The organism is Collinsella sp. TF12-2AT (genome assembly GCF_003436735.1).
Taxonomy (GTDB): domain Bacteria; phylum Actinomycetota; class Coriobacteriia; order Coriobacteriales; family Coriobacteriaceae; genus Collinsella.
Genome location: NZ_QSQK01000003.1, coordinates 13,358 through 37,851 on the forward strand (window position 1 = coordinate 13,358; position 24,494 = coordinate 37,851).

Here is a 24,494-nt window from a genome sequence, read left to right on the forward strand (position 1 = left end):
TATTGAAAAAGGCACAGTAACGAAACGTTACCGTGCCTGAAATTCGAATGGAGCGGGCAACGGGACTCGAACCCGCGAGTGTCAGCTTGGGAAGCTGATGCCTTACCACTTGGCGATGCCCGCATATGTGGGGGATAGTATAACGCGGTTGTCTTGTTCGATACAAGGGTGGCGATGCTTGTTTTAGCTGTGGAGATTCGTTTGAAAATCGCGTCAATTGTGGAGACGAGGACCTTTGACTTCCTGTTCACCTTATCTTCTACCTGCGCTTTTGCTTGATTGTTGTATTTGAGCTCAATTTGTCAGGAATTGGGCAAGCTTTTGGTCAGGCTCCGGTACTTACCCGCATGAACCTCGGGGGTAGCCTCATCCTACGCGTCGCAGCCTCCCCGTGCGGCGCACGAGGGATAAGGAGCAGCCATGTCCAACGCACCCACGCACTCTGTCCACAGCGCAATCGCAACAGGTCCGCTGCTCCTGCTCCTCTTCCTGCTTTTCGGCTGCCTGGCACCGGGAGCCGCATTTGCCGTCGATGGCTACGACCAGCTCGGCTTCCGCACTATCAGCGATGATTGTGGGCCCTTCTTTATCGGCAAGTATGAAGCTCAAGACGCCTCGATTGCCTACTGCATGAACCAGGAGCGTCCCGGCCCCACCAAGCCGGACGGCCCATGGCTCAACTTTGATCAAGGCTGGGTGTGGCTCGACGACGAGTTCGCAGCAATCGTTTGTCACGGATATCCTACCGCCACGTCGTTTGGCGGTTACCATCTTTCACCCGATCGCGCCCGCGCCGCCACCCAGCTTGCCGTATGGATGCTCAACGGCACTACCCATGTCGACGGCACCTACTCCTACACGACCGCTCAGGGCAAAACCAAGAGCGGGCACTTTACCGCCGACGATGAAGTCGTGGCGGCTGCGCGGTGGCTCCACGACAGCGCAAAATCAGGAAGCATCAAAGCCGCTCCGCACCGCGCGCGACGCTATCTAGGAACCGTATCGGGCGGCAGCAGACGTCAAGACATGCTCTATGTACTGCCGGCGGTCTCTGTTTCCTTCCAAAAGCAGTCTGCGAACACTGTTATTACCAGCGGAAACAATACCTATCAGTTTACCGGGGCAACATTCGATGTTTTTGAGAGCGCCAGCGGCGCGCGTGTCGGCACCATCCAGATGGACGGCAACGGTCAAGCGCAGGCAGCACTTCTGCCCAACACGGCATACTACCTAGTTGAGACAACAGCGCCAGCTGGTTATATCCCCCTGCACGATCGCATTGCCTTTACCACGACGGATAACGGCGGATACGTCACCATTGATGAACAACCCGGCACCATTACCTTGCGCATTGTAAAGCTCGACGCCGCAACGAATGCAGGCCCCCAAGTTGGGGCTTCGCTCGCAGGAGCAGAATTCGTGTGCGTATCGCAATCAACCCCTGGATGGACACAAACTCTCAGGACCGATGAAAGCGGTCGAGCTACCCTCACCGATGTCCCCCTGGGAACCTTTACCATCTATGAATCGAAGGCGCCCGAGGGCTATTTGCCCTCCGGTGACAGTTGGTCTTACACCGTTGGAGCCGACCAACTCGGCGATTCAAGCGTGGTCGAGATCGAATCTCGCGTTTCCGATATCCCCATTGCGTTTGACCTTGAGATTTCCAAATTCAAGGACTACGGCAATAGCGATCAATCCGGCCTGGAGCAGCCGGCAGGAGATGTTGTCTTTGAGGTTGTCAGTAACAGCTCTCAGCAGGTTGTTGGCACACTGACTACAAACATCTATGGCTTTGCCTCCACCAAAGACCAGCCCGAAGCATGGTTCGGCACAGGCAAGCGACCAGCCGGTGTCCACGGAGCCGTCCCATACGACCGCGCCGGCTACACGGTTCGTGAGGTTCCGGAAACCGTCCCCGAGGGTTTTAAACGTGCGGGGGAATGGACCGTCGAGGCCAATCAGATTTCCGACGGCGCCGAGCTTCAATATATCGTGGACAACCACGCTCTGTCGACGCATCTCCAGATTGTAAAACGCGATGCCCAAACAGGCGCTTCTGTTCCCCTAGCCGGATTCACCTTCCAACTCCTCGACAGCAATCACAAACCTGTCTCACAAACATGCTGGTATCCAGCACATAACGTAATGGACACCTTTACGACTGACGCGACCGGCACCGTCACACTGCCCGAATCGCTCGTGCCGGGCACCTATTATGTACGCGAAACCTCGGCCAAAGAGCCCTATCTTGTCGGCGGAGAGATCGAGGTAAACATACCCGCCGATATAAACCTAACGCCCGTTGCAATCGTCTCGTATTATGACCGCGCCGCGACCGGAAACATCAGGATCGTTAAAACCGATGCCGTAGACGGCAGCAGCCTCGCGGGCGCCATCTTTGAGATCCGTGCCTCAGGTGATATCGTGCGCCCCGACGGTAGCATTGCCGCGCTCGACGGTGAGACTGTCGCTACCGTCACGACGGATGAAACTGGAGAAGCACGCGCGGACGACCTCCCGCTGGGATCTGGCCCCGCACGCTACGAGGTTGTCGAGACTCAAGCGCCGACCGGCTTCTTACTCGACCGGACGCACCATATCGTCGACCTTACCTATGCCGACCAGAAAACACCCGTTGTGGAAGCACGGCTTAACGTATCCGACGATTACACCAAGGTTGATATCTCCAAGGTCGATGCAAGCGGAGAGCAGGAAGTGAAAGGTGCACAGCTCACCTTATATGGTCCCGATAAAACCGAAATAGACTCCTGGACCTCATCCGACAAGCCGCACCGCATCGAACATCTTGCACCCGGCACCTACTCGTTGCGCGAAACGATGTCGCCGCGGACCTATGACCTTGCCGAGGAGATAACGTTTGAAATAAAGGATACGGGAGAAGTCCAATCCGTCACGATGAAGGATGCGCCCATCGAGATCAAAGGACAGGTCGACAAGCGTCAGGAACTTGTCCAACCTATCGGGAAGGGTCTGTTGGCTAACGGCGATGGAAAAAACCGCGCCGCGATGCAAACCAATACGGATGGGCTTTTCTCCTATACCATCGATGCTCGAAACGATTCCGCTACTTGGGTTGATGAGTTTACGATTACCGATGATCTTGAGTGCGCCAAAGACGGCACGGCGAGATTCGTCTCAATCGAAACCCCCGTCGCCATCGGCGACCTCAACGGTCTGTGCAACGTGTGGTATCGCACGACGCCGTTGGACTCGACAGACGTCGATGAGCCGGCAAACGCGACGCTTGACGATGGGCACGAAAATCCTTGGCTTGAGTCCGACGAAGTAAAAGAGAGCCTGGGTGAAGATTGCCGCCTCGTCGATTACGACGGCTGGCACCTCTGGAAGGCGGATGTCTCGACCACGGAATCCGCCACACTCGAGGCGAAAGAACTCGACCTTGCATCCAATACCGTCGTGACGGGCATTCGCATTGAATACGGTGCGGTAGCCGCCGACTTTACGACTCGAAGCGATACGGATTCTTGGACCCGCGATGATCTCAAAGATGAGCACGACGACCTTGACGATGCCAAAGCAATCCTTGGCACAGATGCTCGGGGCGCAGTCGTGCACATGCAGGCAACGTCGGCTTACACACCCCAAACTGCACTCACCAACAGCGCACGCGTCGATCTTTGCCGCAACGGCGGCGGCGATAAACTTGAGTCACATGACGAGGACAGTGTCATTCAACGCTGTACCCTACCGCGGGACCTACCGGCAACAGGATCAGCTCCCATCGCCGCCTGCATCACCGCGCTCCTGACCTCGGGTGCCGCAGCCCTATGGTTCGCTCGCCTTAGGTCAATCCCAAAGAAGCGCTAGCGCGATGAAAAAGCGGGCGAGCCAGTCCCCCGGCTCGCCCGCTTTCAATCATTTAAATCGCCGCATCTACTCTGCAGACGAAGATCCACCATCAACGATTGCTTGCTCGGACTCAGGAATCCCATCGGCGCCCGTGCTCTGTTCTTGCTCCACCTCTTCGCTGATTGCGGAGGCGGGGGTCGAGCCCTTCGCACCCACGATGTAGGCAGCCCCAAATCCTAACGCAATGGCAATCAAGGTCAAAATCACGTAGACAGGCCAATGGCGCTTAATATACGAAAACACGTTGACTCCTTAGAGCTCCGTCTACGAACGGCGGATAACCTCGGTCACGACCTCGGATACCGTGGCAATGTTCGTCGGGTTGACATTGTGGGGCAAGTCGTCCTCGGTACGAGCACAAGCCAGGCGCGTGCCGTCCACGCCGGCGATGGTGAGGGCTCGGCGGCTCGCCTCGAGCGCGGCATAGGCATCGGTCTTGGCATAGGGCATCTCGAGCGCGCCACAATCGACATGGAACGACTTGCACACCTTGCTGACCAGGTTCATGATGCGGCGATCGCCCTTGAGCAGCTGCTGTTCGCCCTCAACCGTCACCACCGAAAGCCTACCGGCGCCGACGGATTCAAGATTGATGAAGAATACGCCGCGGAGCTTATCGCGATGCGAAGCCAAGAAGGCCTTCATGCCGGCGCCATCACAATCCGAGGCGCCCGTTGCCACAAACCAGATATCGTGACCGAGCAGCTCATCGTCACCCATAGAGGCGACAGCCGAGAGCATATCTTCGGAAGAAGCGCCGTCGGAAGACGTAGCGCCGCCCTTCCAGCCATCGTTATCGTCCTCGAAATTATCCCACGAACCGATGCCGCGACCGGACTTCTTGGCATCGTAATCGTCTTCGACGCCCAGCCAGTCACTCATGCTGTCCTGTTCGTTTTTCTTTTTACGACCGAACAGGCCGCCCAGGCCGCGCTTGCGAGACTTGGGTGCCGCAGGGGCGGGAGCCGAAATGGTCTCGATCGGCTGTGCGCCCGACGCAACGGGCATAGGAGGCGCAACGGGTGCCGATGTGGGTTCGGGACCCTGGGCGGTAGCAAAGGGGTCGTTGACCTGTGCGGAGGGATCGGGAAGGTCGAACAGCGACGTACGAGACGCAACGTTTGTCTGCTTCATCGACGGCAGCGACGGATCGGGGACCGAAGCCAGCGGAGACGAGGAGGGTGCAGGCGACGGTGCCGACGCCGGATCGGGAACATTCATCTGCGGACGCGGCGATGCTTGGGAGGAAATCTGGGCCATAAGGGAATCGACCGTTTCGTCCTGGGTGGGAGCGACATTGGCAACCGTGGCACCGGAACCACTCGGGGTCGGCATGGTGAAAATCTGCGTGGAGTAAGGCCTCGACTCATCCGTCTCGGGAGTCTCGGAAACCGCAGGCACCTCCTCCTGCTCGACCTCGGCCGAATCACCTTGATCGGCTGCCGCGTATTGCTCTTCGTCAGAGTTGACCTCGACGGACTCGTCCTCGGCAGCATCCTGAATTTCGGCAGCATCAATGGGCTCGCCATCATCTGCCGCGTCGCCCTGCTCATCGGAAACAGGAAGGGGCTCGGCAATCGCGGTGCCTTGCTTTTCAAACGTTATCGTGGAATCGAACTGCGCGGCATCAAACGACATGGTGCTATCGACGTGCTGCTGAGCCTCGAAAGACGTCGTCGCCTCAACAACATCCGTGGACGCCGGTTGCTGGGACTCAAAGGACGTTGTAGCTTCGGCAGCGTCGACGGGCACGGACTGCATAGCCTCGTTCTGCTCGAGCTCTTGCGCCGCGCGCTCACGTGCCGCCTCGGCTGCCTGCTGCTGAGCGATAGCCTCCTGCTCGGCAGCCTCGCGTGCGGCAGCGCGCTTCTCCTCGAAATCGTCGACAAATTTCTTGCCCTTTGCAAGCGCACCCTTAAAGAAGTTGGAAGCACTGGCGCCAATCGAAGAGAACGCGGATGCAATATCGGCATGGGGCGTTGCCGCGGGAATCTCGGCCGAAAAATCAGTATCGCTCTCGTAAGACACGCGCCTCGGCTGTTCAACGTAATCGTCGTCAGGCTCGTCCGCAACGTCTTGCGCCGGCGCGGCGGGGGCCAAAATGTCCAGTCCTGCCGCGGGATCGATCGCGGACACCGCCTCGGGCTCGGCAACGGCAGCGGTAACCGCGGCAGACTCATCATCCACGGTGACGGCGGGCGCAGGTGCAGTCACGACGGGGGCAGGCTCGGGCTCAAACGTCGGCTCCTCGCCCTCCTCGTAATCGAGCGTGCAGGACTCGGGAAGCATCCCGAGCGCACGGATGGCATCCGAACCAAAGCGGATGTTGCCGGCGGCATTGCGATAGAGCTTGGGCTCGGGCTCGGCCGCGACAGGCTCCTCCGCCGGCTCGGCAGCGGAAACCTCGTCATTGAACTCTTCGGCCTGGACAGCCTGATTCTGATCCTCGGGCACAATGGCGCCAATCAGCGTCTCGTCGGCAGACGCACCCTCAAAGCCCTCGATCTGCTCGTCGAAATCCTCACCCTGTTCGGGCTCGGCCTGAGCGTCGGGAGCAATCGGCTGACCGAACTCATCCTCGGCGTAGGTAGGCTCTTCATACTCGATGGTGTTGCCGTAGTCGTTTTGCTGTTGGGCCGCGGCATACTCCGCTGCTGCGCGCGCCATCTCCTCGGCACGACGCTTCTGCTCCCCAAAATAGGTATCGAACGGAACATCGTCGGGAAACTCGTTTTCGCCCTGGAAGGGAGCAACGTTGTCCATAACGCCGAGCATAGCGGCGACAGAAGACTTGTTGCACACCGCGCCGGACGTATAGGGAAGAATGTAGCGGTTAGAAATGATGTTTGCCGCGTTGGCGAGCGCAACGAGGGAAGCGAGGATCGCGACAATCCACAGCAGAACCTTGAGCGCGCCGGGGAGCGGCAGGATACGCAAGATGGCAACGGCAGCAGGGGCAACCGTGGCAACGGGCAACAGCTTGGCGATGAGCGCACGATACGAAGCATAGGGCTCGCGGGCGAGCAGCTCGGCACGGGGAGAGTCGTAGTGTGCGACAACGACCACCGGGCGGTTGCGCGGAGACGCGAGCGGGCCCGAGGCCTTGTGGTAGGCGATGACATTTTGGCTCACGCCCGTCTTGCCCAGGCGTGAAACCACGGGGTGGCCCGTGCGCTCGAGCACGTAAAGAACGGCGCCGACAATGGCCAGCAAGGTGCCGACCAAGCCGATGCCGCCGCCGATGCCCATCAGCAGGGCGCCGGCAAACGCAAGAATACCGGTAACGGCAAATGCCAACCTGCTGGGCGCCGGGGCATTGAACTCCTGAACCTCGGGATCAAAGCCGTGGTTGCGGAAGATCTGAGCGATATCCTCGGCAGCCAAGCGCTCTTCTTCGCTGCATGCCGGCGTGATGCCGGTGTTCTGCAGCAGGTGGTTAATATAGTTCTGGGTGTTCGCCATGTGCGCTCCACATCCATAATCCGACAAATAGGCCCAATGCATGCACATTAGAACCGTATATAGTCGAAAGTATACCCCGAGCGAGCGCAAACGACCGAATTCGGGCCATCTTAACGCCCCGAGCGGACAAGGATATAGCCTAATCTCCATATCGGACTAAAATCATGGCAGCAAACCACCTTCTCATGCGAGGACTCTATGACGGCAAGCGACGCGACCGCGACAATTAAAAAGGGGAATTCGGAGCCCAGTTTCGATAAAACGGCCCAGCGCATCCTCAATCTTTTCTTTGTGCTCAACAGCTCCCCCGAACCGCTGACGACCGAGCAGATCGTCTTGGATTCTGACCTGGGATATGGCTCGGGCAACATCGACTCGGATAAGCGCAAGTTTCGGCGCGATCGTGACAAACTGCTCGAGCGTGGCATCTTAATCAAGGAGGTTCGCCCCGCCGGTGCGCAGGAGACCGAGGAAAGCTCGTGGACAATCGACCGCGAGCACACGTTTGCGGCAGGCGGCCTCATCACCGCAGACGACGCCGATATCCTGCTCAACGCTATCGACCAGACAATAGCGGCCGGCTCTTCCACCTTTGCCGCGCCGCTTGCCGACATTCGCTCCAAAATTGCCTACCTCACCGGCATATCTGCGGTGGACGAAGCACCGATCCGCCGCTCTCCCACCGTCGATGCGGTATGGAGCGCCTTTGCCGAGCGATGCGCGCTGCGATTTTTATATCAGAACGGACGCGGTGGGCAAAAAGAGCGTACCGTCTGCGTCTACGGCATGTTCGAGCGCGAGGGCGTGGCGTACTTCTGCGGCCTCGACAATGCCACCGACGACATCAGGACATTCCGCTGCGACCGTATCGTTCGCGCTTGGCGTCCTTCGAAGGCCTACACCATCCCTGCGGACTTCAACCTCAACGACTACCTGTTCTTTGAATTCGATTTTGCCGACCGACCGCCCGTTGCAGCCACGTTCTCGTTCGCCCCGCAGGCGCAGATCGATATGATCAACGGCCTCACGCGCGGGCGAGGTGAGCTCGCACACACCGATGCGGGATGGACCTGGACCGTTGACGTGCGCGACCTTGAAGCCGCCGCCTCATTTTGCATGGCCCACGCTATGGACGGCATGAGGCCCATGGCCCCCAAATCGCTCAAGCAGGCGTGGAACCACCTCATTGAAAGGACGGTGCACGAGTATGCCCGTGCGTAAACTCACCAGCGAGCAGAGACTCTCGCGCGCCATCGACATCATTGAGGCCCTCTACGCCGCCGGCGAGAGCGGCATGACACGAACTGAGATTTGCAGTCGCTTTGACATCACAGGAGTGTCGCTCGACGAGATTCTCGAGATCGTCTCGACGCTCGCGGACCGAGAATCGGGTGCGCGCATCATCTGCGAATGCCACGGCGAGCGTGTGGTCCTCACCGGTGACGCTGGGCGTGTGCTACCGCTGCGTCTGAGTGCCGCCGAGGGCGCTGTGCTCAACCACGAACTTGAATCGTTGGGGATCGAGCCCCAGGCGGCGGCTCGAATTCGACACGCTCTTCTACCCGAAGAGCTCGGCTATAACCAGCGCGTCTCTGACACCGTCAGCCACGGGTCGCACTGGCAGCAGCTGAGCTGCGCCATTCAGGACGGCGTTCGCTGCCGCATCTCGTATCGCTCGATGGACGATGCACGGCCACGCGAGCGTCTGGTCGACCCCTTGCGCATTACGGCAAACGGCGACCAAACATACCTGATTGCCTGGGACATCGCGGTCGATGAGCAGCGCACCTATCGCATGGATAAAATCGAGGGACTCGCCTTGACGGAAGACTCCGTCGTGCCTCACGTACCGGACGTTGCATCCCTCCACGATTCCCTTGCCCGGACGCAGCGTAGCGCAAAGCTCTTGATGCCATTCGATATGGCGGAGCATCTGGACTGGGCCGGCATCACCCTCATCGAGCGCAGCGGGACAGACATGGCAACGGTAACCGTGCATTACGGCTCCGAGCGTTGGCTGCTGAGCCAGATAATCGCAGCGGGCGGAGCCATCCGCATCTTGGATGACCCCGCCCTGTCAAAGCGTCTGTGCGATATGGCAAAAACCCTCGTCTGTCCGCTTTAGCGCCGCCGCTCGTGGCGTGCACGCCACAGCTGTAGATAGTGCCCGATCTGCGCCGATTCGATGCGCTGGTAGGAGCTCGTGGGCAGCGACGTTAAGAACTTCTTGCCATAGCCCCTCGTCACCAGGCGAGGATCCGCCAAGATCAGCACACCGCTATCGGTCGACGAGCGAATCAAACGCCCCGCGGCCTGCTTAACCTCGAGCACCGCCTCGGGCAGCGAATAGCGCGCCCATGCGCGGTCTTCGCGCAGGTTGCGCTCGCACGAGAGCGGGTCCGTGGGGCTTGAGAACGGCAACTTGGGAATGATGACGCAGCGCAGCGTCTCGCCGCTGGCATCAAACCCCTCCCAGAAGGCCTTGAGCGCAAAAAGCGACGAGGTCGGTTCGTTGATAAAGCGATCGCGTAGACGGCGAGGGGACGAGTTGCGCTGCTGGCAGTTGAGTTCCAGACCCGCACGAGCCATCTTGGGCTCGACGCGAGCGTACAGCTCCTCCATGTCGCGCCTGTTGGTGAACAGCGTGAGCACCGATCCGCCCATGGCAAGATGGGCGTCGACCAGCACTCGCTCGAGCGCCGTAAGATAGCCTTCGCGGTCGCGCGGATCAGGAATATCCCCAGCCACGACCATGGCCATATTCGAATCGAAGTCGTAGCTCGAATCCAAGTGCAGCGACGATGATGTCGAGGCACCGATACGATCGAGTCCGACGGCGTGGTTAAAATGCTCAAAGCTCTTGGAAACCGTCATGGTCGCCGATGCAAAGATAGCCGTGTGGACCTCGGGCAGCCACTCGGTTGCCAAGGCCTCGCCAATATCGATGCGCTCCGCGGTCATCGACTCGCCGCCGGCGCGCAATCTGCGATTGACTTGCAGCGAGTACACGTAGTGCTCATCGGTACCGTCAATGATGAGTTTGAGGTTCTCGGCCAGCTCGTGTAGGCGGCGCGAGATATCACCCAGGCCGACAACAACCTCGGGCTTGTCGGCGGCAACGGCTTGCACCAGCGCGTCGACGCTCTTGTCAGCTTGTTCCAATGCATCGATGGCAGCGTAGGCCGACTGTAAGAAATCATGCCAGTCGTCAGATTCGCGCAGTTCGGGGCCAATCCATAGGTTCGCATTGTCATAGCCGCCGCGGGCACGGCGGCCAAGCTCGCGAACGCCGTCAAACACATCGGCAATCGCCATGCTCGCACGTACAACCGTCGACGTCGCCTTGGCGGTAAGACCCAGGTAAAGCGTAGAGCCCTCCGAGGTTGCCAAATCGCGGGAAACCTGGCTCAGCGCACCGGTGCTCGAGCCGCCCAGGCGCTCAAACAGAACGCGCGATTCATCCGCCGACACCACGCGCGCCCATTGACGGCGTGCCTCGCGCTCGATGGAGTGGGCCTCATCGATCACCCAGTGACGAATCGGAGGCAAGATTCTGCCCTCGGCCGCAACATTGCGGAACAACAGGGAATGGTTGGTGACCACCACATCGGCATGCGCCGCGCGACGGCGGGCGCCGTGGACCAGGCATTTATCGGGGAAAAACGGGCAGAGGCGACGGGCACACTCGCGCGAGGCCGTTGTGAAGTCGGGACGGTTGACGCTGCGCCAGCGAATGCCAAGCGAGTCGAGGTCGCCATCGGCCGACTGACACACGTACGCCATGATGACCGCGACTGCCGTAAGCGTGTCGGCGGGATCACGCTTAGTCGTAATTTCGACTTGGCCGCGGCTCATGCGCTCAAGCTTACGCAAGCATGGATAGTGGTCATAGCCCTTGAGGGCGCAAAACGATAGGCCTCCGTCCAGCTGCTCGGCAAGTTTGGGCAGCTCATGATACATGAGCTGGTCGGCAAGATTATTCGATTTAGTCGCGATACCAACCGTGATATTGTTGCGGCGCGCGGCCTCGGCAAAAGGCACCAGATAGGCCATCGATTTACCGACGCCTGTCCCCGCCTCAATCACGCGATGCGTTCCCGTAACGAGTGCGTCACGGACCTCGAGCGCCATCGCGATCTGCTCATCGCGCGGCTCATACGTGGGATACATGCGATTAACCAGGCCGCCCGGGGCATAGTCCGCCTCGATTTCCTCGCGGCTCGGCATCTTAAGGACCGGCAGCTCGTCCGCATCGACGCGATCATCGGCCCGATCGGCCTTGAGCACGTCGGCGCGGGCGGCGCTGAGAGAGAAGATGGAACCGGGGTTCTGTCCCGCCAAGAACGAGAAGATGGGACGATAGGACCAGGGCACGTCGGGGTGCATGTCGGCCAGGCGCGCCATTAAGCCCTGAGGCAAGTCGGTGAGCGCCACGAGCAGCACGCGCCACACACCACACAGGGCGTCGACATCGGCGTTGGCGCGGTGCGACACCGAGTCGCAGCCAAACAGGTCGGCCATGAAAGACAGCTTATGCGAGGCCAGGCGCGGAAGCGCGATGCGCGACAGTGCCAGCGAATCGATCCAGATGTCGCTGACGTTGACACCGCCCTTGACCGACTCGATAAACGAACGGTCGAAGGTGGCATTATGCGCAATCACCGGGCAGCCGCCGACAAAATCGGCGAGAGCGGCCACGGCCTCGACGGCCGATGGGGCATCCACCACATCGGCGTTTGTAATGCTCGTGAGTTCGGTAATCTCGGCGGGAATCAGCTGCTTGGGATGCACGAAGGTATCGAACCGATCGACAACCTCGCGGCCCGAAAGGCGGGCCGCTGATATCTCGATAAGCTCGTTGTCCTGCACCGAAAGACCCGTGGTCTCGGTATCGAGGACGATAACATCTTCCTCGATGAGACCAAACGATTGGGTTTTGGCGCGCCCGGCAAGCGTGGCATAGGAATCGATGACAAACTGCGGCGTTCCCGACGAAACAGCGTCCTCGATTAGCATGCAACGCCCGCTCGACGAAGTCCCATACGAATCAGACTGTCACACACCCGCGGGAACGTCATGTCATCGGTGTGGCGAATCTCATCCGGATACAGCGATGTATCGGTCATGCCGGGAATCGTGTTGGTCTCGAGGATGACGGGGCCATCCTCGCTCACGATAAAGTCGCTGCGCGAGATACCCAGGCAGCCGAGTGCCTTATGGGCAGCACAGGCGAGCTCCTGAGCACGAGCGTAGTTCTCGGGTGAAATCTGCGCCGGAATGCGATGGATGTCCGTAGGGTCGACATACTTCACGTCCAGATCGTAGAACTCGCAGTCCTCGGGCTTACGGATTTCAACAATCGGCAGGGCGCGCACGTCATCCTCGCCGTATACGCCGACGGTGATCTCGGTACCCTCGATGCACTTCTCGACCAGCACTTTGTCGCCGTACTCAAACGCCTTGGCGATTGCCGCGGGCAGCTCGGAGGGCTCATGGACCAGGGAAATGCCATAGCTGGAACCGTTTACGGCCGGCTTCACAAAGCAGCGCTCGCCACAAACCTCGACGATATGATCGATATCGACTTCATCGCCCGCCTCGAGCGCGAGGCCGGGGGCAATGGGAATGCCCGCCTTGGCGTACAGGAGCTTCGAGACCTCCTTGTCGGCACCGCAAGCGCTGGCAAGCACGCCCGAGGCCGTGTAGGGGATACCCAGGGTCTCCATGGCACCCTGCATGGCACCATCTTCACCGCCGGCACCGTGCATGGCAATAAACGCCACGTCGAAACCACCGGTCGCCATGGTTACCATAAAGTCATCGGCAGCCGTGTCGAGCAGCTCCACCGAAGTGTAGCCGGCTTCCTTCAGTGCCACCACGACGTTCTTTCCCGAATTGAGCGAGATCTCGCGCTCGGCGGAACGACCGCCCGCCAAGACCGCTACGTGCATGTTCTCTAGGCTTTTACCCGGCATGGGCAGACTCCTCCTCTATAATTTCTGCAGCTGATACCATATTGTAGCGATACCCTCTACGTTTCCCCAAAATCGAAAGGCTTCCATGAATCCCAGGACTAAATCTCAGGACATTCGCGACTTGAGCCAAAACGATATTCGCGAGCTTGTGGCCGAACTTGGCCAGCCCGCCTTCCGCGCAAAGCAGCTCATCGAATGGGTCTTTGAGAAGAACGTTTGTTCGTTTGACGATATGACCAACCTTCCCAAGGCTTTCCGTGAGCAGCTTAAAGAGGCTTTTGCCTTTGATACGCCGACTGAACTCACCAAGCAGGTTTCCAAAGATGGCTCGCGCAAGTATCTGCTCGAGTACCACGATGGCATTTCCGTCGAGACTGTCGGCATGCCCCGTCGTAACAAACTTTCCGTCTGCGTTTCAACCCAGGCAGGCTGCGGCATGGGCTGCGCCTTTTGCGCTACCGGTCTCAACGGCCTCAAGCGCTCTCTGACCGCTCAAGAGATCGTCGACCAGGTGCTTCATGTATCCAACGACTTTGGCGAGCGTGCCACAAGCGTTGTCTTCATGGGCCAGGGCGAGCCGTTTGCCAACTACGACGAGGTTCTCAAGGCATTGCGTATCCTCAACGACCCCGATGGTATCGGTATCGGCGCTCGTCACCTCACCGTCTCTACCAGCGGCGTTATTCCCGGTATTCGCAAATTTGCCGATATCCCCGAGCAGTTCACTCTTGCCGTTTCCCTGCATTCCGCCATCCAGTCGACGCGCAATAAGCTCATGCCCGGTGTTAAGAAATACACGCTGCTTCGCCTTCACGAAGCGCTTCAGCTCTACACCGAGAAGACTGGCCGCCGCCCGACCTATGAGTATGCCATGATCGAAGGCGTCAACGATACGAATCCCGAGATGCAGGCACTCTGCGACTTCTGCGAGGGAACGCTGTGCCACGTTAACCTGATTCAACTTAACGACATCGAGGGCAGCCCGCTCAAGCCGTCGCCGATTCATAAGGTTGAGGATCTTCAGCGTCGTCTTGAGTCCCGTGGCATCGAGACCACGATTCGTAACTCCCGTGGTAACGATATTGACGCCGCTTGCGGACAGCTGAAACAGCGCTTCAAAGTTCAGAAGAGCGCATAGGGGAGTCGCACTCCAAAACGTTTCATGTGAAACATCGGACGGCCCCTGTTGCAGGATATGCAACAGGGGCCGTTTCATTTATTGACCTCAATTTTGGACCGCTGCTAGCTTCCCCATTGTTTACGGACAAAATAAGCAGCCCTTGTCTCATGAATCAGACAAGGGCCGCTCAAAATATGCAGGGTAATTGTTAGGTACCTAATAGCCTACATTTTCCCATTGGTTGCTAACCCAACCTTGATTAATCTTAGGATTTTTCGTTACCTGAGCAGTGCGCATGGCAACATCTTCTGTCATAACATCCATTTTCTTCTTTGACGTATCAACGATATCTTGCGCGCCACGAAGCAAACGACCTCGAAGTTCATCGTCTGTCGCGATCTTATAGCCAGCAAAGGCACCAGCCGCGACAGTCGTCGCCAATGCAATCGCAGTAAAAATCTTATTCCTCATCTTGGCCTCCTTGATCAAACTGAATCATTTCACCAAGAATACGAGAGAGCTCTTCCTCGTCTTTAAACTCAATCTCAATCTTATTCTTTCCACGCGAGCTCTTCACACGAACGTTGGTATTAAATACCTGACGAAGTACACGCGCAGCCTTTTTAAAAGACTGAGGCGTTGCAGCCCGTGGCGTCTTAGTTGTCTCTCCGGCAGAAAACAATGGAGCAAGATTTTCTGTCGCTCTTACGGAAAGGCCCTCCGCAACAACCTTCTCTGCAAGTCGAATTCGCGCGTCCTCATAGGGAACTGCAAGAATCGCACGTGCATGTCCAGCAGTAAGTTTACCCTCAAAAATCATCTGCTGAACTACTTCGGGGAGATCGAGAAGGCGCAGCGAGTTTGTAATTGCAGAGCGTGACTTGCTTACCGCTTTCGACAATGCCTCCTGGGTCATACCGCTGGCATCGATAAGCTGGCGATAGCCCTTAGCCTCTTCGACGGGATTCAGATCAGAACGCTGAAGGTTTTCGATAAGAGCAAGAGCCAGCATCTCTTCATCATTAACATCTTTAATGATGACAGGCAGTTCCTCAAGACCAGCAAGCTTTGATGCCTGATACCGACGCTCACCAGCGATGATCTCATAGCCGTTTCCATGCTTGCGAACCAAGAGCGGCTGCAAAACGCCATGCTCTTGGATTGACTCGCTCAACTCGCGAAGTTCAGTTTCATTAAAATGAATTCGCGGTTGATTAGGGTTGGGAACGATATCCTCAATAGGTAGTTTTGTTACAGATGCGGCATTTGAAGCAGATACAGCAGAACCACCGGTCTCATACTCGGCCTCTGAGACCAAAGCATTGAGTCCACGTCCCAATCCGCCACGTTTCTTTACACTAGGCACGCTTGATCACCTCTTTTGCAAGGTTCATATACGCTTTTGCACCCTTATTTTGAGGTGCATAGGTAATTACCGGTTCTCCAAAAGACGGAGCTTCGGAGATTTTAACCGTACGGGGGATTAGCGTCTTAAATGCCTTATCACCAAAGTACGATTGAACCTCCTCAACAACCTGATTCGATAGAGAAGTACGCGAGTCATACATGGTCATAAGCACACCATAGGTGTCTAAGCCCTTGTTAAGACGTGATTTGACCATCTTCATTGACTCTAGCAGCTTCGTAACGCCCTCGAGTGCGTAGTACTCGCACTGGATCGGAATCAAAACGCTGTCTGCTGCGGTCAAGGCATTGATAGTAAGCAGGCCGAGCGAAGGAGGACAGTCAATGAAAATAAAATCGAACTCGTCCTGAATCGGCTCAAGCAAATCTTTGAGGCGGGTTTCACGAGCAATTGCGCTTACGAGCTCAATTTCGGCACCTGCAAGCTGAATCGTAGCTGGAATTACGAATACCTTTTTGCAATTTGTATCAAGAACAAGCGATTCTGCCGGCACATCATTCAACAATGCATCATAGATGCAGCGATCAAGGTCTTCTTTTTCAATTCCAAATCCACTGGTGCTGTTTCCCTGCGGATCAAAATCGACAATCAGTGTCTTACGACCCTGCTCACCCAGTGCTGCTGCAAGGTTCACAGCCGTCGTTGACTTACCGACGCCGCCTTTTTGATTGATGATTGCAATGATACGCGTGTCTTTTGCGCTCTTAGAACGCTTAACGTCGCGAAATCCCACGGTCCCTCCTGGTGTGTATTAAAGCTGTCAAACGGAGGATGTTTCACGTGAAACATTCCGATTCGATATCAACCGCCATGTTTCACGTGAAACACTGCAAGTTGTTAGTATCCATTATGTTTCACGTGAAACATCTAGGCAAGCGGATTCTTCTTTGCCATGCCATTTGCACGAGGCAATGAAACGGATGCCGGATGACTCTTTTTAAGAACAATGAACTCCCTGTGGCCCAAGCCCTCAGGCAAATCGATTGCGTCATTCAGAAGCAAAGTGAAGCCGCAAATCTTAGCTGCTGACATGCCGGAAGCAAGCTCCTCATCCGAAGGATTACCCTTGGTGATAACAAATAGCCCTCCGTCTTTGAGGAACGGAGCAGCATACTCAACAAGAATCGGTAGAGGGGCAAGTGCGCGGGCGGTTACGACAGAAAACTGCTTCTTATGGCTTCGAGCATATTCTTCAAGGCGATCATGAACCGCATGAGCATGTTTCAATCCAAGAACATCAACAAAAGAATTGACAGCATCAACCTTCTTACCAACAGAGTCAATATAAGTAGCTTTACGATGCGTGGTTATGGTTAACGGAATACCAGGGAAGCCCGCACCTGTTCCCATATCGAGCAAAGCTCCCTCAGGAGCCTTATTGATATAGGGGAGCAAAACAAGTGAGTCGAGGATATGAAGTACCGCAGCATCTTCTATGTTAAGAATACGGGTGAGATTGGTTGTCTTATTTGTTTCCAGAACCAAATCCAAATGTTGAATACATTTCCTCAGCTCAGTATCAGTTACGCTCAAGGAATACTCTTTGCAATAGGAAGTTAGACGACTCAACATCTCGTCAGCCTGCTGATCAGTAAGTACTAACAACGAAAGCTCCTTTCTGACAAAAATCAGTGTATCGAGAACTTTTGACAAAAAAAGGGGACGTGGAAACCACGTCCCCTTAGCATAAGCTCGAGTAGATTATCGAGCAACAATCACCACATGGCGATCGGGGTCAGAACCCTCAGAATGAGTATCGACGGCGTCATTGCCACGAAGTGCAATGTGAACCAGTCGGCGCTCGTAGGCATTCATGGGCGGAAGCGAAACACTCTTATGAGTGCGGATGGCACGCTCGGCAGCAGACTGAGCCATGGAGGCAACCTTGTCCTGGCGGCGGCTCTTGTATCCCTCGACGTCCACTACAACCGGATACCTAAAGCCGAGCTTGCGGCTCACCAGCAATGAGAACATAACCTGAAGGGCATCAAGGGTGCGACCATGACGGCCAATGAGAACAGCAAGGTCGGGAGCCGTTACATCCAGAATCAGCTCACCCTCGTCGCCCTCATACTCATCGATAGGAGAGTTGGCGGCATCGAAGTGCGAAAGGATGGAACGCAGGATGGAAATCGCGACATCGGCAATGGTGTCGAGCTCCTCGTCGGTCAGCTCTTCACCAGCCTTGTAGCGCTGTGCAATCTCGGGATAATCGCCCGCGACCTGCGGGGCAACCTCCTCAAGCATATCCTCGATGATCTCTTCAGACATAACGTACTCCAAAAGTTAGGTACCTAAATAAGATTGATATCCCACTACTTCTTCTTGTGCGGGCGCGGCTTCTTCTCGCGACGAGTGACCTCAACCTGCAGCGGCGCGTTCTTAAGGCGCTCCTCCTCATCGGCCTTCGCCTTGTCGATGACCTTCTGCGTCACAAAAATCTGCTGGATAACCTGCCAAGCAGACGAGACGTCGTAGTACAGCAGAACACCAACGGGAAGGCTCCAGCCCATCCAAAGCATCATGACCGTCATGACAACGGCCATCATACGCATGCTCTGAGCCTGCTGGCCGGTCTGGTTGCGCGACATATAGAGCTGCGGAATCAGGGTCAGGACAGCGAACAGGATCAGGCAGACCAGCGCAGGCAGCGCGACCATAAAGCCATCGGCAAAGGAGGCACTCGGCGAGGTGGTCAGGTCGGGCAGAATATTAAAGAACGAGAACGTGCCGTCGTTAAAGTAGTCCGGCAGGTTACGCAGCAGCGTAAATAGGGCGAACAGGACAGGCATCTGAATCAACAGCGGCAGACAACCAGCCATCGGGTTGAACTTGTTCTCGCTGTAGAACTTCTGCATTTCCTCGGCCTGACGCTGGGGATCGTCGGCATAGCGCTCCTGGATCTCGAGCATCTTGGGCTGCAGCACCTGCATGCGTGCCGTCGACTTAGTCGACTTGAGCATAAGCGGCGTCAGCAGCAGACGGATGATGACCACCAGGATGATAATGGACAGGCCCCAGTCGACCGCAAAGGTCTGGATGAGCTTGAGCAGCTCGAAAAGGATGTTAACGATCCAATCCCACATGTAAGTTTTCCTCCGATAGCGAGTGCCCGCTAGGGCACAGGGTCATAACCGCCGACGTGCAGGGGATTGCAGCGAGCGATGCGCCTCACGGCAAGCCAGCAGCCTCTCAAAACACCGTACTTCTCAATCGCCTGGACGGCGTATTGCGAGCACGTTGGGTAATAAATGCAGGCGTCAGGCAATAAGGGCGAAATAACCTGTTGATATATGCGAATAGGAGCGATGGCAACACGTCGCAAAACGTGATTGCTCATCGCTCCTCCCCGGCAACGCCGGCGCGTTTCATAAGCGAACGCAATGCATTGTCCATCTCCTGCGGCGAGGAAACCCTCGTCTTGGGAGTTGCGAACAAGATGATGTCATAACCCGCAACGGGAAATCCACAGCTGCGGGCGGCCTCGCGCATCACACGCTTAGAACGGTTGCGCACGACAGCACAACCGAGCCGTTTAGCACCAACGAAGGCGACCCTTCCGGAGTCGCCTTCGCCAACCGATTCACATATGGTCATTCGAATCAGAGGGTGATTGAAACGACGCCCCTGACTGAACACATGCTCGAAATCTTGCCGAGACTTAATAGTCTTCATGCGAGATGTGTGTATCGCTGCTAGACAGTGAGACGCTTGCGGCCCTTGGCGCGACGACGGGCGAGCACGGCACGACCACCCTTGGTGGCCATACGGGCACGGAAGCCATGGGTCTTGGCACGCTTACGCTTATTAGGCTGATACGTACGCTTCATCTTAAGTTCCTCCTGCTGCATTTCGAGTGTCCGCGGGGGCGCGGACGCAGATATAGACACGTGAGCTTGAAGATTGTAGGGAAATCAATGTTCAAATGTCAAGAAATCAAAGGTAAAAGGTTGCGCAGTTCACACGGTTCCCCCATAAGCCGAGCTCGATTTAGCGGTGCATGGCAACTTTTCACGATATTTCATCGAGTTTTCAACAGGTCATGTTGGCAATGTTGAGAACTTTTCGTCCGTTTTCCAAAGTTTTCAACAGGTTTTGAAAAGTTGTCGAAAGATGAGAAACATTGCACGGTGAGCTACTATTTGTTCGAAACCTTTTGAAAGATTGCGAGCGGCATGTCTGACGACTTTTACACCATGGTCGATTCCGGAGACCCGGCACCCGACAACGAGCACATCACCGGCGTGCGCGAAGAGCGTAAGGAAGGCGAGCAGACGACCACGCAGGCGCCAAAAGCCATGTACGCCGCGCGCATCGCCGTCTATGACGACATGCTGTCGACACCGCGTGTGATCGTCATTGATCCGCAAGATGTCCGCACGTATTTGGAAGAGACGACCAACACCGTCTACCAGTGTATGAAAGAGCAAGGTGGCCACATCTCGCTCATGGTCATCCGCGAGATTGTCGAAAACTTTATCCACGCACACTTTGCCGAGCCCATCATCTCGATTCTGGACGGCGGAGACACCATCCGCTTTGCTGATCAAGGACCCGGCATCGACGACAAGGAGCGCGCTTTCGACTTTGGCGTTACCAGCGCAAACAGCAAGATGAAGCGCTATATCCGTGGAACCGGAGCAGGGTTTCCCATGGTGCAGGAGTATTTGGAAAACGCCGGCGGGGCCGTGTCCATCGAGGACAACATGGGCAACGGCACCGTGGTTACGGTAAGCCTGGACCCTAAACGCGTGCAGGAAATCGAACGCGCCGGCGGGCGCGGTGCTGCCGTGCGGCCCGAGACGGAGCAGCCCGCATATCCCCTGCCGGGAGCTTTTGCGCAGCAGCCCATGGCAACGCAACAGATGCAGCCCCGCGTGGGACAGATGCAGCAGCCCGGAATGCTTCCTACACAAGAGCCCCAGGCGGCGTCGATGTCGATGCCGCCAAACGTGCCAGAGGCCATGCCGCTGGCGGATCAGGATACAGCAGCAATGCAGCAGGCGACGGGGGCACCGGGTGGCCAGCAAATGGGCTATCAGCCGTACCAACAGGGATATCCATATCAGCAGATGCCGCCACTGGGATATGGCCAGCAGTTCCCGCAGCAGTACCAGCAGGGATATCAGCAGCCGTACCAGCAGATGACGCAGCAGCAGTACAACCCCTGGGCCCAGCAGATGCCTCCGCAGCCTTACCACCAGTGGCCTCAAAGTTTTCAACAGCAAATGCCGCCGATGCAGAGTTCTCAACAACCAGCAGCTCAAATGATGTATCCTAATGCAGCAAATCAGTATGCGCAGCCACAACCGGACGTGTTCGTAAGCGATCGCGGCAACGCCGCGCTGGGCTATCTGGCGCAAAATCAAGCGTGCGGTGCTACCGATCTGGCGAGGGCGTTTGGAAACTCGGCCCCCACTTGGTCACGCACGCTCAATGACTTGGCGCAGGCCGGCTTGGTCATCAAGCATGGCCAGAAATACCATCTGACCGAACTCGGCGCCGCTCGCGTGCGAGCTCAGAGCTAAAGAACGGGAGAGACAGTGGACGAGGAAGCAAGCATCATCCTGGGGGATGCCATCGCCTTTTGCCAGCGCGACGGCCGAGATGCACGCCTCATCAACATGCTGGGGCAATCGCGCGCCATAAGCCTGACCGAAGATACGCTCACGATCGAGGCCCCCTCGCGCTTTGCCATCGCGCAGCTCAAAAAGCATCAGCCGACCATTGAGGCCTATCTGGAAGAAATCGCCTTTGCACCGATCGCGCTCGACATCGTGGCACCGCAAGGCGCCGCGACGGAATCCGCTGCCGCGACGGCGCCTGCCACGGCTCCCGCTGCTTCCCCGGCGGTGCCGGCCTCCGCAGGCGACGTGCCGACAATCGAGCACCAGCACAGCGATGTTTCCCGTGAAACCATGGCACCGTTGCCGACCGCGGCGGCGACGTCAACGAACGCACCCGTCACGCACATGCCCATCGCTCACGACGCAACGACGGGCGCGGATTCGGGCATTGCAATCAAGAACACGCTCTCGGCCGATGATTTTCGCCGCATGATGAACCAGATGAAGGGCGGAGCGCCAACTAAATCCACGCAAGCTGCGACCCCCGCTTCACCCATGCCAGCACCGACCGCGCCGTTCGAGCAGAATACGGATGGAGCCCCGCTCGCCGCGAACTCAAAATTTACCTTTGAGAACTTTGTCTACGGCCCCGAGAACAGCCATGCCTATCGCTCGGCACTCAAGTTTGCCGCCCTCGCGGACGAGCGGGGCACGTGCACATCACTGTTCATCTACGGCAAATCGGGCCTGGGCAAGACGCACCTGCTGCTTGCCATCAAAAACGAGCTCGCCGAAAAGTCGCCCGAGATCAAGGTCAAGTATGCCAACTCCCAGGCATATCTGGACGACCTGATGACCGAGTTCGACCGCCAAAAGAAGAGCAACGCCCCCATCATGCAGGCGTACCACGGCGTGGACGTGCTCATCATCGACGACATCCAAAACATCATCGGCAAGCGCGCGAGCGTGGACTACTTTTTCCAGCTCATGGACGAGTTCATCCGCAACAACAAGAAGGTCGTCATCGCGGCAGACCGCGCCCCCAAGGACCTGAGCATGGACGAGCGTCTGACCAGCCGCTTCAACGCCGGCATGCTCTGCCTGGTCGCAGAGCCCAGCTACGAGATGAAATACAAGATCTTGCAGCGCTATTACGAGAACACCATCGTCGCCGCTCCCGAGGCAGGCGACGACTCGCTGCTGGCGGCCTATGGGGGCGACGGCGGGCACCTAACCGACGAGCACTTTAAACACATGGCCGAGGTCTCGGGCACCAACATCCGCGAACTCGAGAGCTTTTGCGAGCGCTGCGCCGGCGAGGCGGGCGACCGCGAGCGCGAGGGCGGGGAGCTCACCTTTGACGATATCGACGCCATCGCCAGCCAGTACTTCGACACATCGGCCAAAAAGATCAACGTCCAGACGGTTCAGTCCGTCATCGAAGAGCAGTACGGCGTGACGCACGAGGAGCTCATCGGCCCGCGTCGCAACGCCAATATCGCCAAAGCACGCCATATCGCTATCTACCTGGCCATCGAGATGTGCGAGATGACGACCACGGCGGTGGGCGCCGAATTTGGCAACCGCAACCACTCGACCGTCAGCACGAGTTACAAAAAGGTCCAGAAGATGATCCAGGAAGACCGGACTGTTACCGAAGACCTCAAGTCGCTGCGCGATAAAATTACACTGCGCTCGTAGGTAAATGGACACAGCTGTTGAAAACTTGTCGAAACCACGGGCATAAGGTGTCTAAAACCCAACCCGCGGTGATGAAAAGTTTTGCGCAGGTTTTGAACGTGGAAAACCACCCCTGTTGCACACAGGTTGCTGTCGATTCTCTTTCTGGGTCTGACCTGCGTCTTTGGGAGTAATCAACAGTTTCGTCAGTGCTATTACTATTATTAAGATATTTATATCTATAGAAAGGTATTAAAAGATGAAGTTCACCGTCAGCCAGAGCTCGCTTACACAAGCCATCGGCGTCGTTATGAAGGGTGTCGCTTCGGCATCCACCCTCCCCATCCTGTCGGGCGTGCTCGTTAAGGCCCAAGACGGCATCTTGGAATTCCAGACCTCTAACTACACCATCTCGATCCGTCATCGCATCGCGGCGCATGTCGAAGAAGAGGGCGAGATGGTTGTCCCCTGTAAGATGCTCTCCAATATCACCAAGACCCTCCCCGATGCCCCGGTCACCTTTGAGCTGTCCGAGCGCCAGGTGCTGATTGGTTGCGAGAAGAGCTCTTTTAGGCTGAACACGCTCGATGCCAATGACTTCCCCGAGTTTCCGGCCTATGCCATCGAGAGTGCCGTGGAGCTGCCGACCGATGTCTTGTCCGAAATGGTCGGCCGCGTGTGGCGCGTCACCTCGACCGACAAGGCTCGCCCCATCCTGGGCGGCGTGCACATGAAGGTCGAGAACAACACCGTACGCCTGGTGGCGACCGATTCCTTCCGCTTGGCCGTGTGCGATACGCAGGTCGAGACCTCGACCCTCGAGGGCTCCTTTGAGCTCAACGTTCCGGCTGACGCCTTTAACGACGCGCTGAGCATCATGGCCAGCCAAGCGACCATCATGATCGGGGCTACCGACACCCAGGTCGTCTTCGAGGCCGGCAACACCACCTACGTGTCGCGTCGCATCGAGGGCGTGTACCCCAACTACAAGCAGCTCATCCCCGATTCGTGCGTGACGAGCGTCAAGATCGATGTCGCCGCCTTTAACGCCGCCCTCAAGCGCGTAGCCGTTATCGCGAGCGCCAACCCCGCCGTCAAGTTCGAGATCGATGTCGAGAACGGGCAGATGGGCCTGTCCTCCATTTCCAATGACCAAGACCTTGCGCAGGAGACGATCGATGTCGAGGCCGAGGGCGAGTCGGGTACCATCGCCTTCAACTACCACTACATCTTCGGCTGCCTCAATGCCCTGTCCAAGGAGAAGGAGATCACGCTGGAGCTCAAGAGCTACTCGCAGGCGGGCATCTTCAAGTCCTACGACAAGATCAACTACCTGTACCTGGTCATGCCGGTCCGCATCTAGCGCTGCG

The 24,494-nt window shown here is 57.2% G+C and carries 20 protein-coding genes and 1 tRNA gene; 7 read left to right on the top strand and 14 right to left on the bottom strand.

What is annotated here, in order from left to right:
* Positions 1-48 precede the first annotated feature (48 nt).
* Positions 49-123: transfer RNA gene (locus DXD24_RS03150), tRNA-Gly, on the bottom strand.
* A gap of 297 nt (positions 124-420) precedes the next feature.
* Between DXD24_RS03150 and DXD24_RS03155 the strand changes: the two genes are divergently transcribed.
* The gene (locus DXD24_RS03155; protein WP_117646135.1) at positions 421-3,852 is read left to right on the top strand and encodes a SpaA isopeptide-forming pilin-related protein; all 3,432 of its coding nucleotides are present in this window, start codon (positions 421-423) and stop codon (positions 3,850-3,852) included.
* 66 nt (positions 3,853-3,918) lie between these two features.
* On the opposite strand, the gene DXD24_RS03160 is transcribed toward DXD24_RS03155, so the two are convergent.
* On the bottom strand, positions 3,919-4,137 hold the full coding sequence (locus DXD24_RS03160) for a hypothetical protein (RefSeq protein ID WP_022094153.1): 219 nt from the start codon (positions 4,135-4,137) through the stop codon (positions 3,919-3,921).
* Between the two features lie 21 nt (positions 4,138-4,158).
* The gene (locus DXD24_RS03165; protein ID WP_117646136.1) at positions 4,159-7,356 is read right to left on the bottom strand and encodes a hypothetical protein; all 3,198 of its coding nucleotides are present in this window, start codon (positions 7,354-7,356) and stop codon (positions 4,159-4,161) included.
* Between the two features lie 198 nt (positions 7,357-7,554).
* Between DXD24_RS03165 and DXD24_RS03170 the strand changes: the two genes are divergently transcribed.
* Both DXD24_RS03170 and DXD24_RS03175 read left to right on the top strand, forming a co-directional pair.
* On the top strand, positions 7,555-8,577 hold the full coding sequence (locus DXD24_RS03170; protein WP_117646137.1) for a YafY family protein: 1,023 nt from the start codon (positions 7,555-7,557) through the stop codon (positions 8,575-8,577).
* Positions 8,564-9,481 (top strand): YafY family protein, encoded by a 918-nt coding sequence (locus DXD24_RS03175; RefSeq protein ID WP_117646138.1) that lies wholly within the window; start codon positions 8,564-8,566, stop codon positions 9,479-9,481. Before DXD24_RS03170 ends, DXD24_RS03175 begins: the two co-directional genes overlap by 14 nt.
* Here the strand turns inward: DXD24_RS03175 and DXD24_RS03180 are convergent.
* Complete coding sequence (locus tag DXD24_RS03180) at positions 9,478-12,372, bottom strand: helicase C-terminal domain-containing protein (protein WP_117646139.1); 2,895 nt, start codon at positions 12,370-12,372, stop codon at positions 9,478-9,480. The two genes, DXD24_RS03175 and DXD24_RS03180, sit on opposite strands and share 4 nt — an antisense overlap.
* Complete coding sequence (locus DXD24_RS03185; RefSeq protein WP_117564010.1) at positions 12,366-13,331, bottom strand: D-alanine--D-alanine ligase; 966 nt, start codon at positions 13,329-13,331, stop codon at positions 12,366-12,368. Before DXD24_RS03185 ends, DXD24_RS03180 begins: the two co-directional genes overlap by 7 nt.
* 85 nt (positions 13,332-13,416) lie before the next feature.
* Here DXD24_RS03185 and rlmN point away from each other — a divergent pair, with 85 nt between their 5' ends.
* Positions 13,417-14,469 (top strand): 23S rRNA (adenine(2503)-C(2))-methyltransferase RlmN, encoded by a 1,053-nt coding sequence (gene rlmN, locus DXD24_RS03190; RefSeq protein WP_117564011.1) that lies wholly within the window; start codon positions 13,417-13,419, stop codon positions 14,467-14,469.
* Positions 14,470-14,667: 198 nt separating this feature from the next.
* Here the strand turns inward: rlmN and DXD24_RS03195 are convergent, their stop codons facing one another.
* The 9 genes from DXD24_RS03195 to rpmH all read right to left on the bottom strand — a co-directional run bounded on the left by DXD24_RS03195 (position 14,668) and on the right by rpmH (position 19,707).
* Complete coding sequence (locus DXD24_RS03195) at positions 14,668-14,922, bottom strand: hypothetical protein (RefSeq protein ID WP_099432405.1); 255 nt, start codon at positions 14,920-14,922, stop codon at positions 14,668-14,670.
* Positions 14,912-15,817 carry a ParB/RepB/Spo0J family partition protein gene (locus tag DXD24_RS03200; protein WP_199407969.1) on the bottom strand — a complete coding sequence of 302 codons (906 nt, stop codon included), beginning with the start codon at positions 15,815-15,817 and terminating at the stop codon, positions 14,912-14,914. Before DXD24_RS03200 ends, DXD24_RS03195 begins: the two co-directional genes overlap by 11 nt.
* Positions 15,810-16,610, bottom strand: coding sequence for a ParA family protein (locus DXD24_RS03205; protein WP_117584022.1), 801 nt, complete (start codon positions 16,608-16,610; stop codon positions 15,810-15,812). Before DXD24_RS03205 ends, DXD24_RS03200 begins: the two co-directional genes overlap by 8 nt.
* 134 nt (positions 16,611-16,744) lie before the next feature.
* Positions 16,745-17,410: a 16S rRNA (guanine(527)-N(7))-methyltransferase RsmG gene (gene rsmG, locus DXD24_RS03210; protein WP_233502312.1), complete on the bottom strand. Its 666-nt coding sequence runs from the start codon at positions 17,408-17,410 to the stop codon at positions 16,745-16,747.
* Between the two features lie 168 nt (positions 17,411-17,578).
* On the bottom strand, positions 17,579-18,148 hold the full coding sequence (locus DXD24_RS03215) for a R3H domain-containing nucleic acid-binding protein (RefSeq protein WP_022093802.1): 570 nt from the start codon (positions 18,146-18,148) through the stop codon (positions 17,579-17,581).
* Between the two features lie 44 nt (positions 18,149-18,192).
* Positions 18,193-18,963, bottom strand: coding sequence for a YidC/Oxa1 family membrane protein insertase (locus tag DXD24_RS03220; RefSeq protein ID WP_117646140.1), 771 nt, complete (start codon positions 18,961-18,963; stop codon positions 18,193-18,195).
* A 29-nt stretch (positions 18,964-18,992) separates the two neighbouring features.
* Complete coding sequence (yidD, locus tag DXD24_RS03225; RefSeq protein WP_022093804.1) at positions 18,993-19,217, bottom strand: membrane protein insertion efficiency factor YidD; 225 nt, start codon at positions 19,215-19,217, stop codon at positions 18,993-18,995.
* Positions 19,214-19,552, bottom strand: a complete 339-nt coding sequence (gene rnpA / locus DXD24_RS03230; protein WP_082435526.1) for a ribonuclease P protein component — start codon at positions 19,550-19,552, stop codon at positions 19,214-19,216. The genes yidD and rnpA overlap by 4 nt, the downstream gene beginning before the upstream one ends.
* 20 nt (positions 19,553-19,572) lie before the next feature.
* Positions 19,573-19,707, bottom strand: coding sequence for a 50S ribosomal protein L34 (gene rpmH, locus DXD24_RS03235; protein ID WP_019127408.1), 135 nt, complete (start codon positions 19,705-19,707; stop codon positions 19,573-19,575).
* A 345-nt stretch (positions 19,708-20,052) separates the two neighbouring features.
* Here rpmH and DXD24_RS03240 point away from each other — a divergent pair, with 345 nt between their 5' ends.
* The 3 genes from DXD24_RS03240 (at position 20,053) to dnaN (ending at position 24,487) form a co-directional block, all read left to right on the top strand.
* Positions 20,053-21,405, top strand: a complete 1,353-nt coding sequence (locus DXD24_RS03240; protein ID WP_089572572.1) for an ATP-binding protein — start codon at positions 20,053-20,055, stop codon at positions 21,403-21,405.
* Positions 21,406-21,420: 15 nt separating this feature from the next.
* Positions 21,421-23,145: a DnaA ATPase domain-containing protein gene (locus DXD24_RS03245; protein ID WP_117646141.1), complete on the top strand. Its 1,725-nt coding sequence runs from the start codon at positions 21,421-21,423 to the stop codon at positions 23,143-23,145.
* A gap of 238 nt (positions 23,146-23,383) precedes the next feature.
* A complete protein-coding gene (gene dnaN, locus DXD24_RS03250; protein ID WP_117646142.1) occupies positions 23,384-24,487 on the top strand; it encodes a DNA polymerase III subunit beta in 1,104 nt (367 codons plus the stop codon).
* The last annotated feature ends 7 nt before the right edge of the window (positions 24,488-24,494 follow it).

Bases quoted from the DNA above. Each gene is read 5' to 3' on its own strand.
- DXD24_RS03155 (WP_117646135.1), top strand. From the start codon at position 421: ATGTCCAACGCACCCACGCACTCTGTCCACAGCGCAATCGCAACAGGT.
- DXD24_RS03165 (WP_117646136.1), bottom strand. From the start codon at position 7,356: ATGGCGAACACCCAGAACTATATTAACCACCTGCTGCAGAACACCGGC.
- DXD24_RS03170 (WP_117646137.1), top strand. From the start codon at position 7,555: ATGACGGCAAGCGACGCGACCGCGACAATTAAAAAGGGGAATTCGGAG.
- DXD24_RS03175 (WP_117646138.1), top strand. From the start codon at position 8,564: ATGCCCGTGCGTAAACTCACCAGCGAGCAGAGACTCTCGCGCGCCATC.
- DXD24_RS03180 (WP_117646139.1), bottom strand. From the start codon at position 12,372: ATGCTAATCGAGGACGCTGTTTCGTCGGGAACGCCGCAGTTTGTCATC.
- DXD24_RS03185 (WP_117564010.1), bottom strand. From the start codon at position 13,331: ATGCCGGGTAAAAGCCTAGAGAACATGCACGTAGCGGTCTTGGCGGGC.
- rlmN (WP_117564011.1), top strand. From the start codon at position 13,417: ATGAATCCCAGGACTAAATCTCAGGACATTCGCGACTTGAGCCAAAAC.
- DXD24_RS03195 (WP_099432405.1), bottom strand. From the start codon at position 14,922: ATGAGGAATAAGATTTTTACTGCGATTGCATTGGCGACGACTGTCGCG.
- DXD24_RS03215 (WP_022093802.1), bottom strand. From the start codon at position 18,148: ATGTCTGAAGAGATCATCGAGGATATGCTTGAGGAGGTTGCCCCGCAG.
- DXD24_RS03220 (WP_117646140.1), bottom strand. From the start codon at position 18,963: ATGTGGGATTGGATCGTTAACATCCTTTTCGAGCTGCTCAAGCTCATC.
- yidD (WP_022093804.1), bottom strand. From the start codon at position 19,217: ATGAGCAATCACGTTTTGCGACGTGTTGCCATCGCTCCTATTCGCATA.
- rnpA (WP_082435526.1), bottom strand. From the start codon at position 19,552: ATGAAGACTATTAAGTCTCGGCAAGATTTCGAGCATGTGTTCAGTCAG.
- rpmH (WP_019127408.1), bottom strand. From the start codon at position 19,707: ATGAAGCGTACGTATCAGCCTAATAAGCGTAAGCGTGCCAAGACCCAT.
- DXD24_RS03240 (WP_089572572.1), top strand. From the start codon at position 20,053: ATGTCTGACGACTTTTACACCATGGTCGATTCCGGAGACCCGGCACCC.
- dnaN (WP_117646142.1), top strand. From the start codon at position 23,384: ATGAAGTTCACCGTCAGCCAGAGCTCGCTTACACAAGCCATCGGCGTC.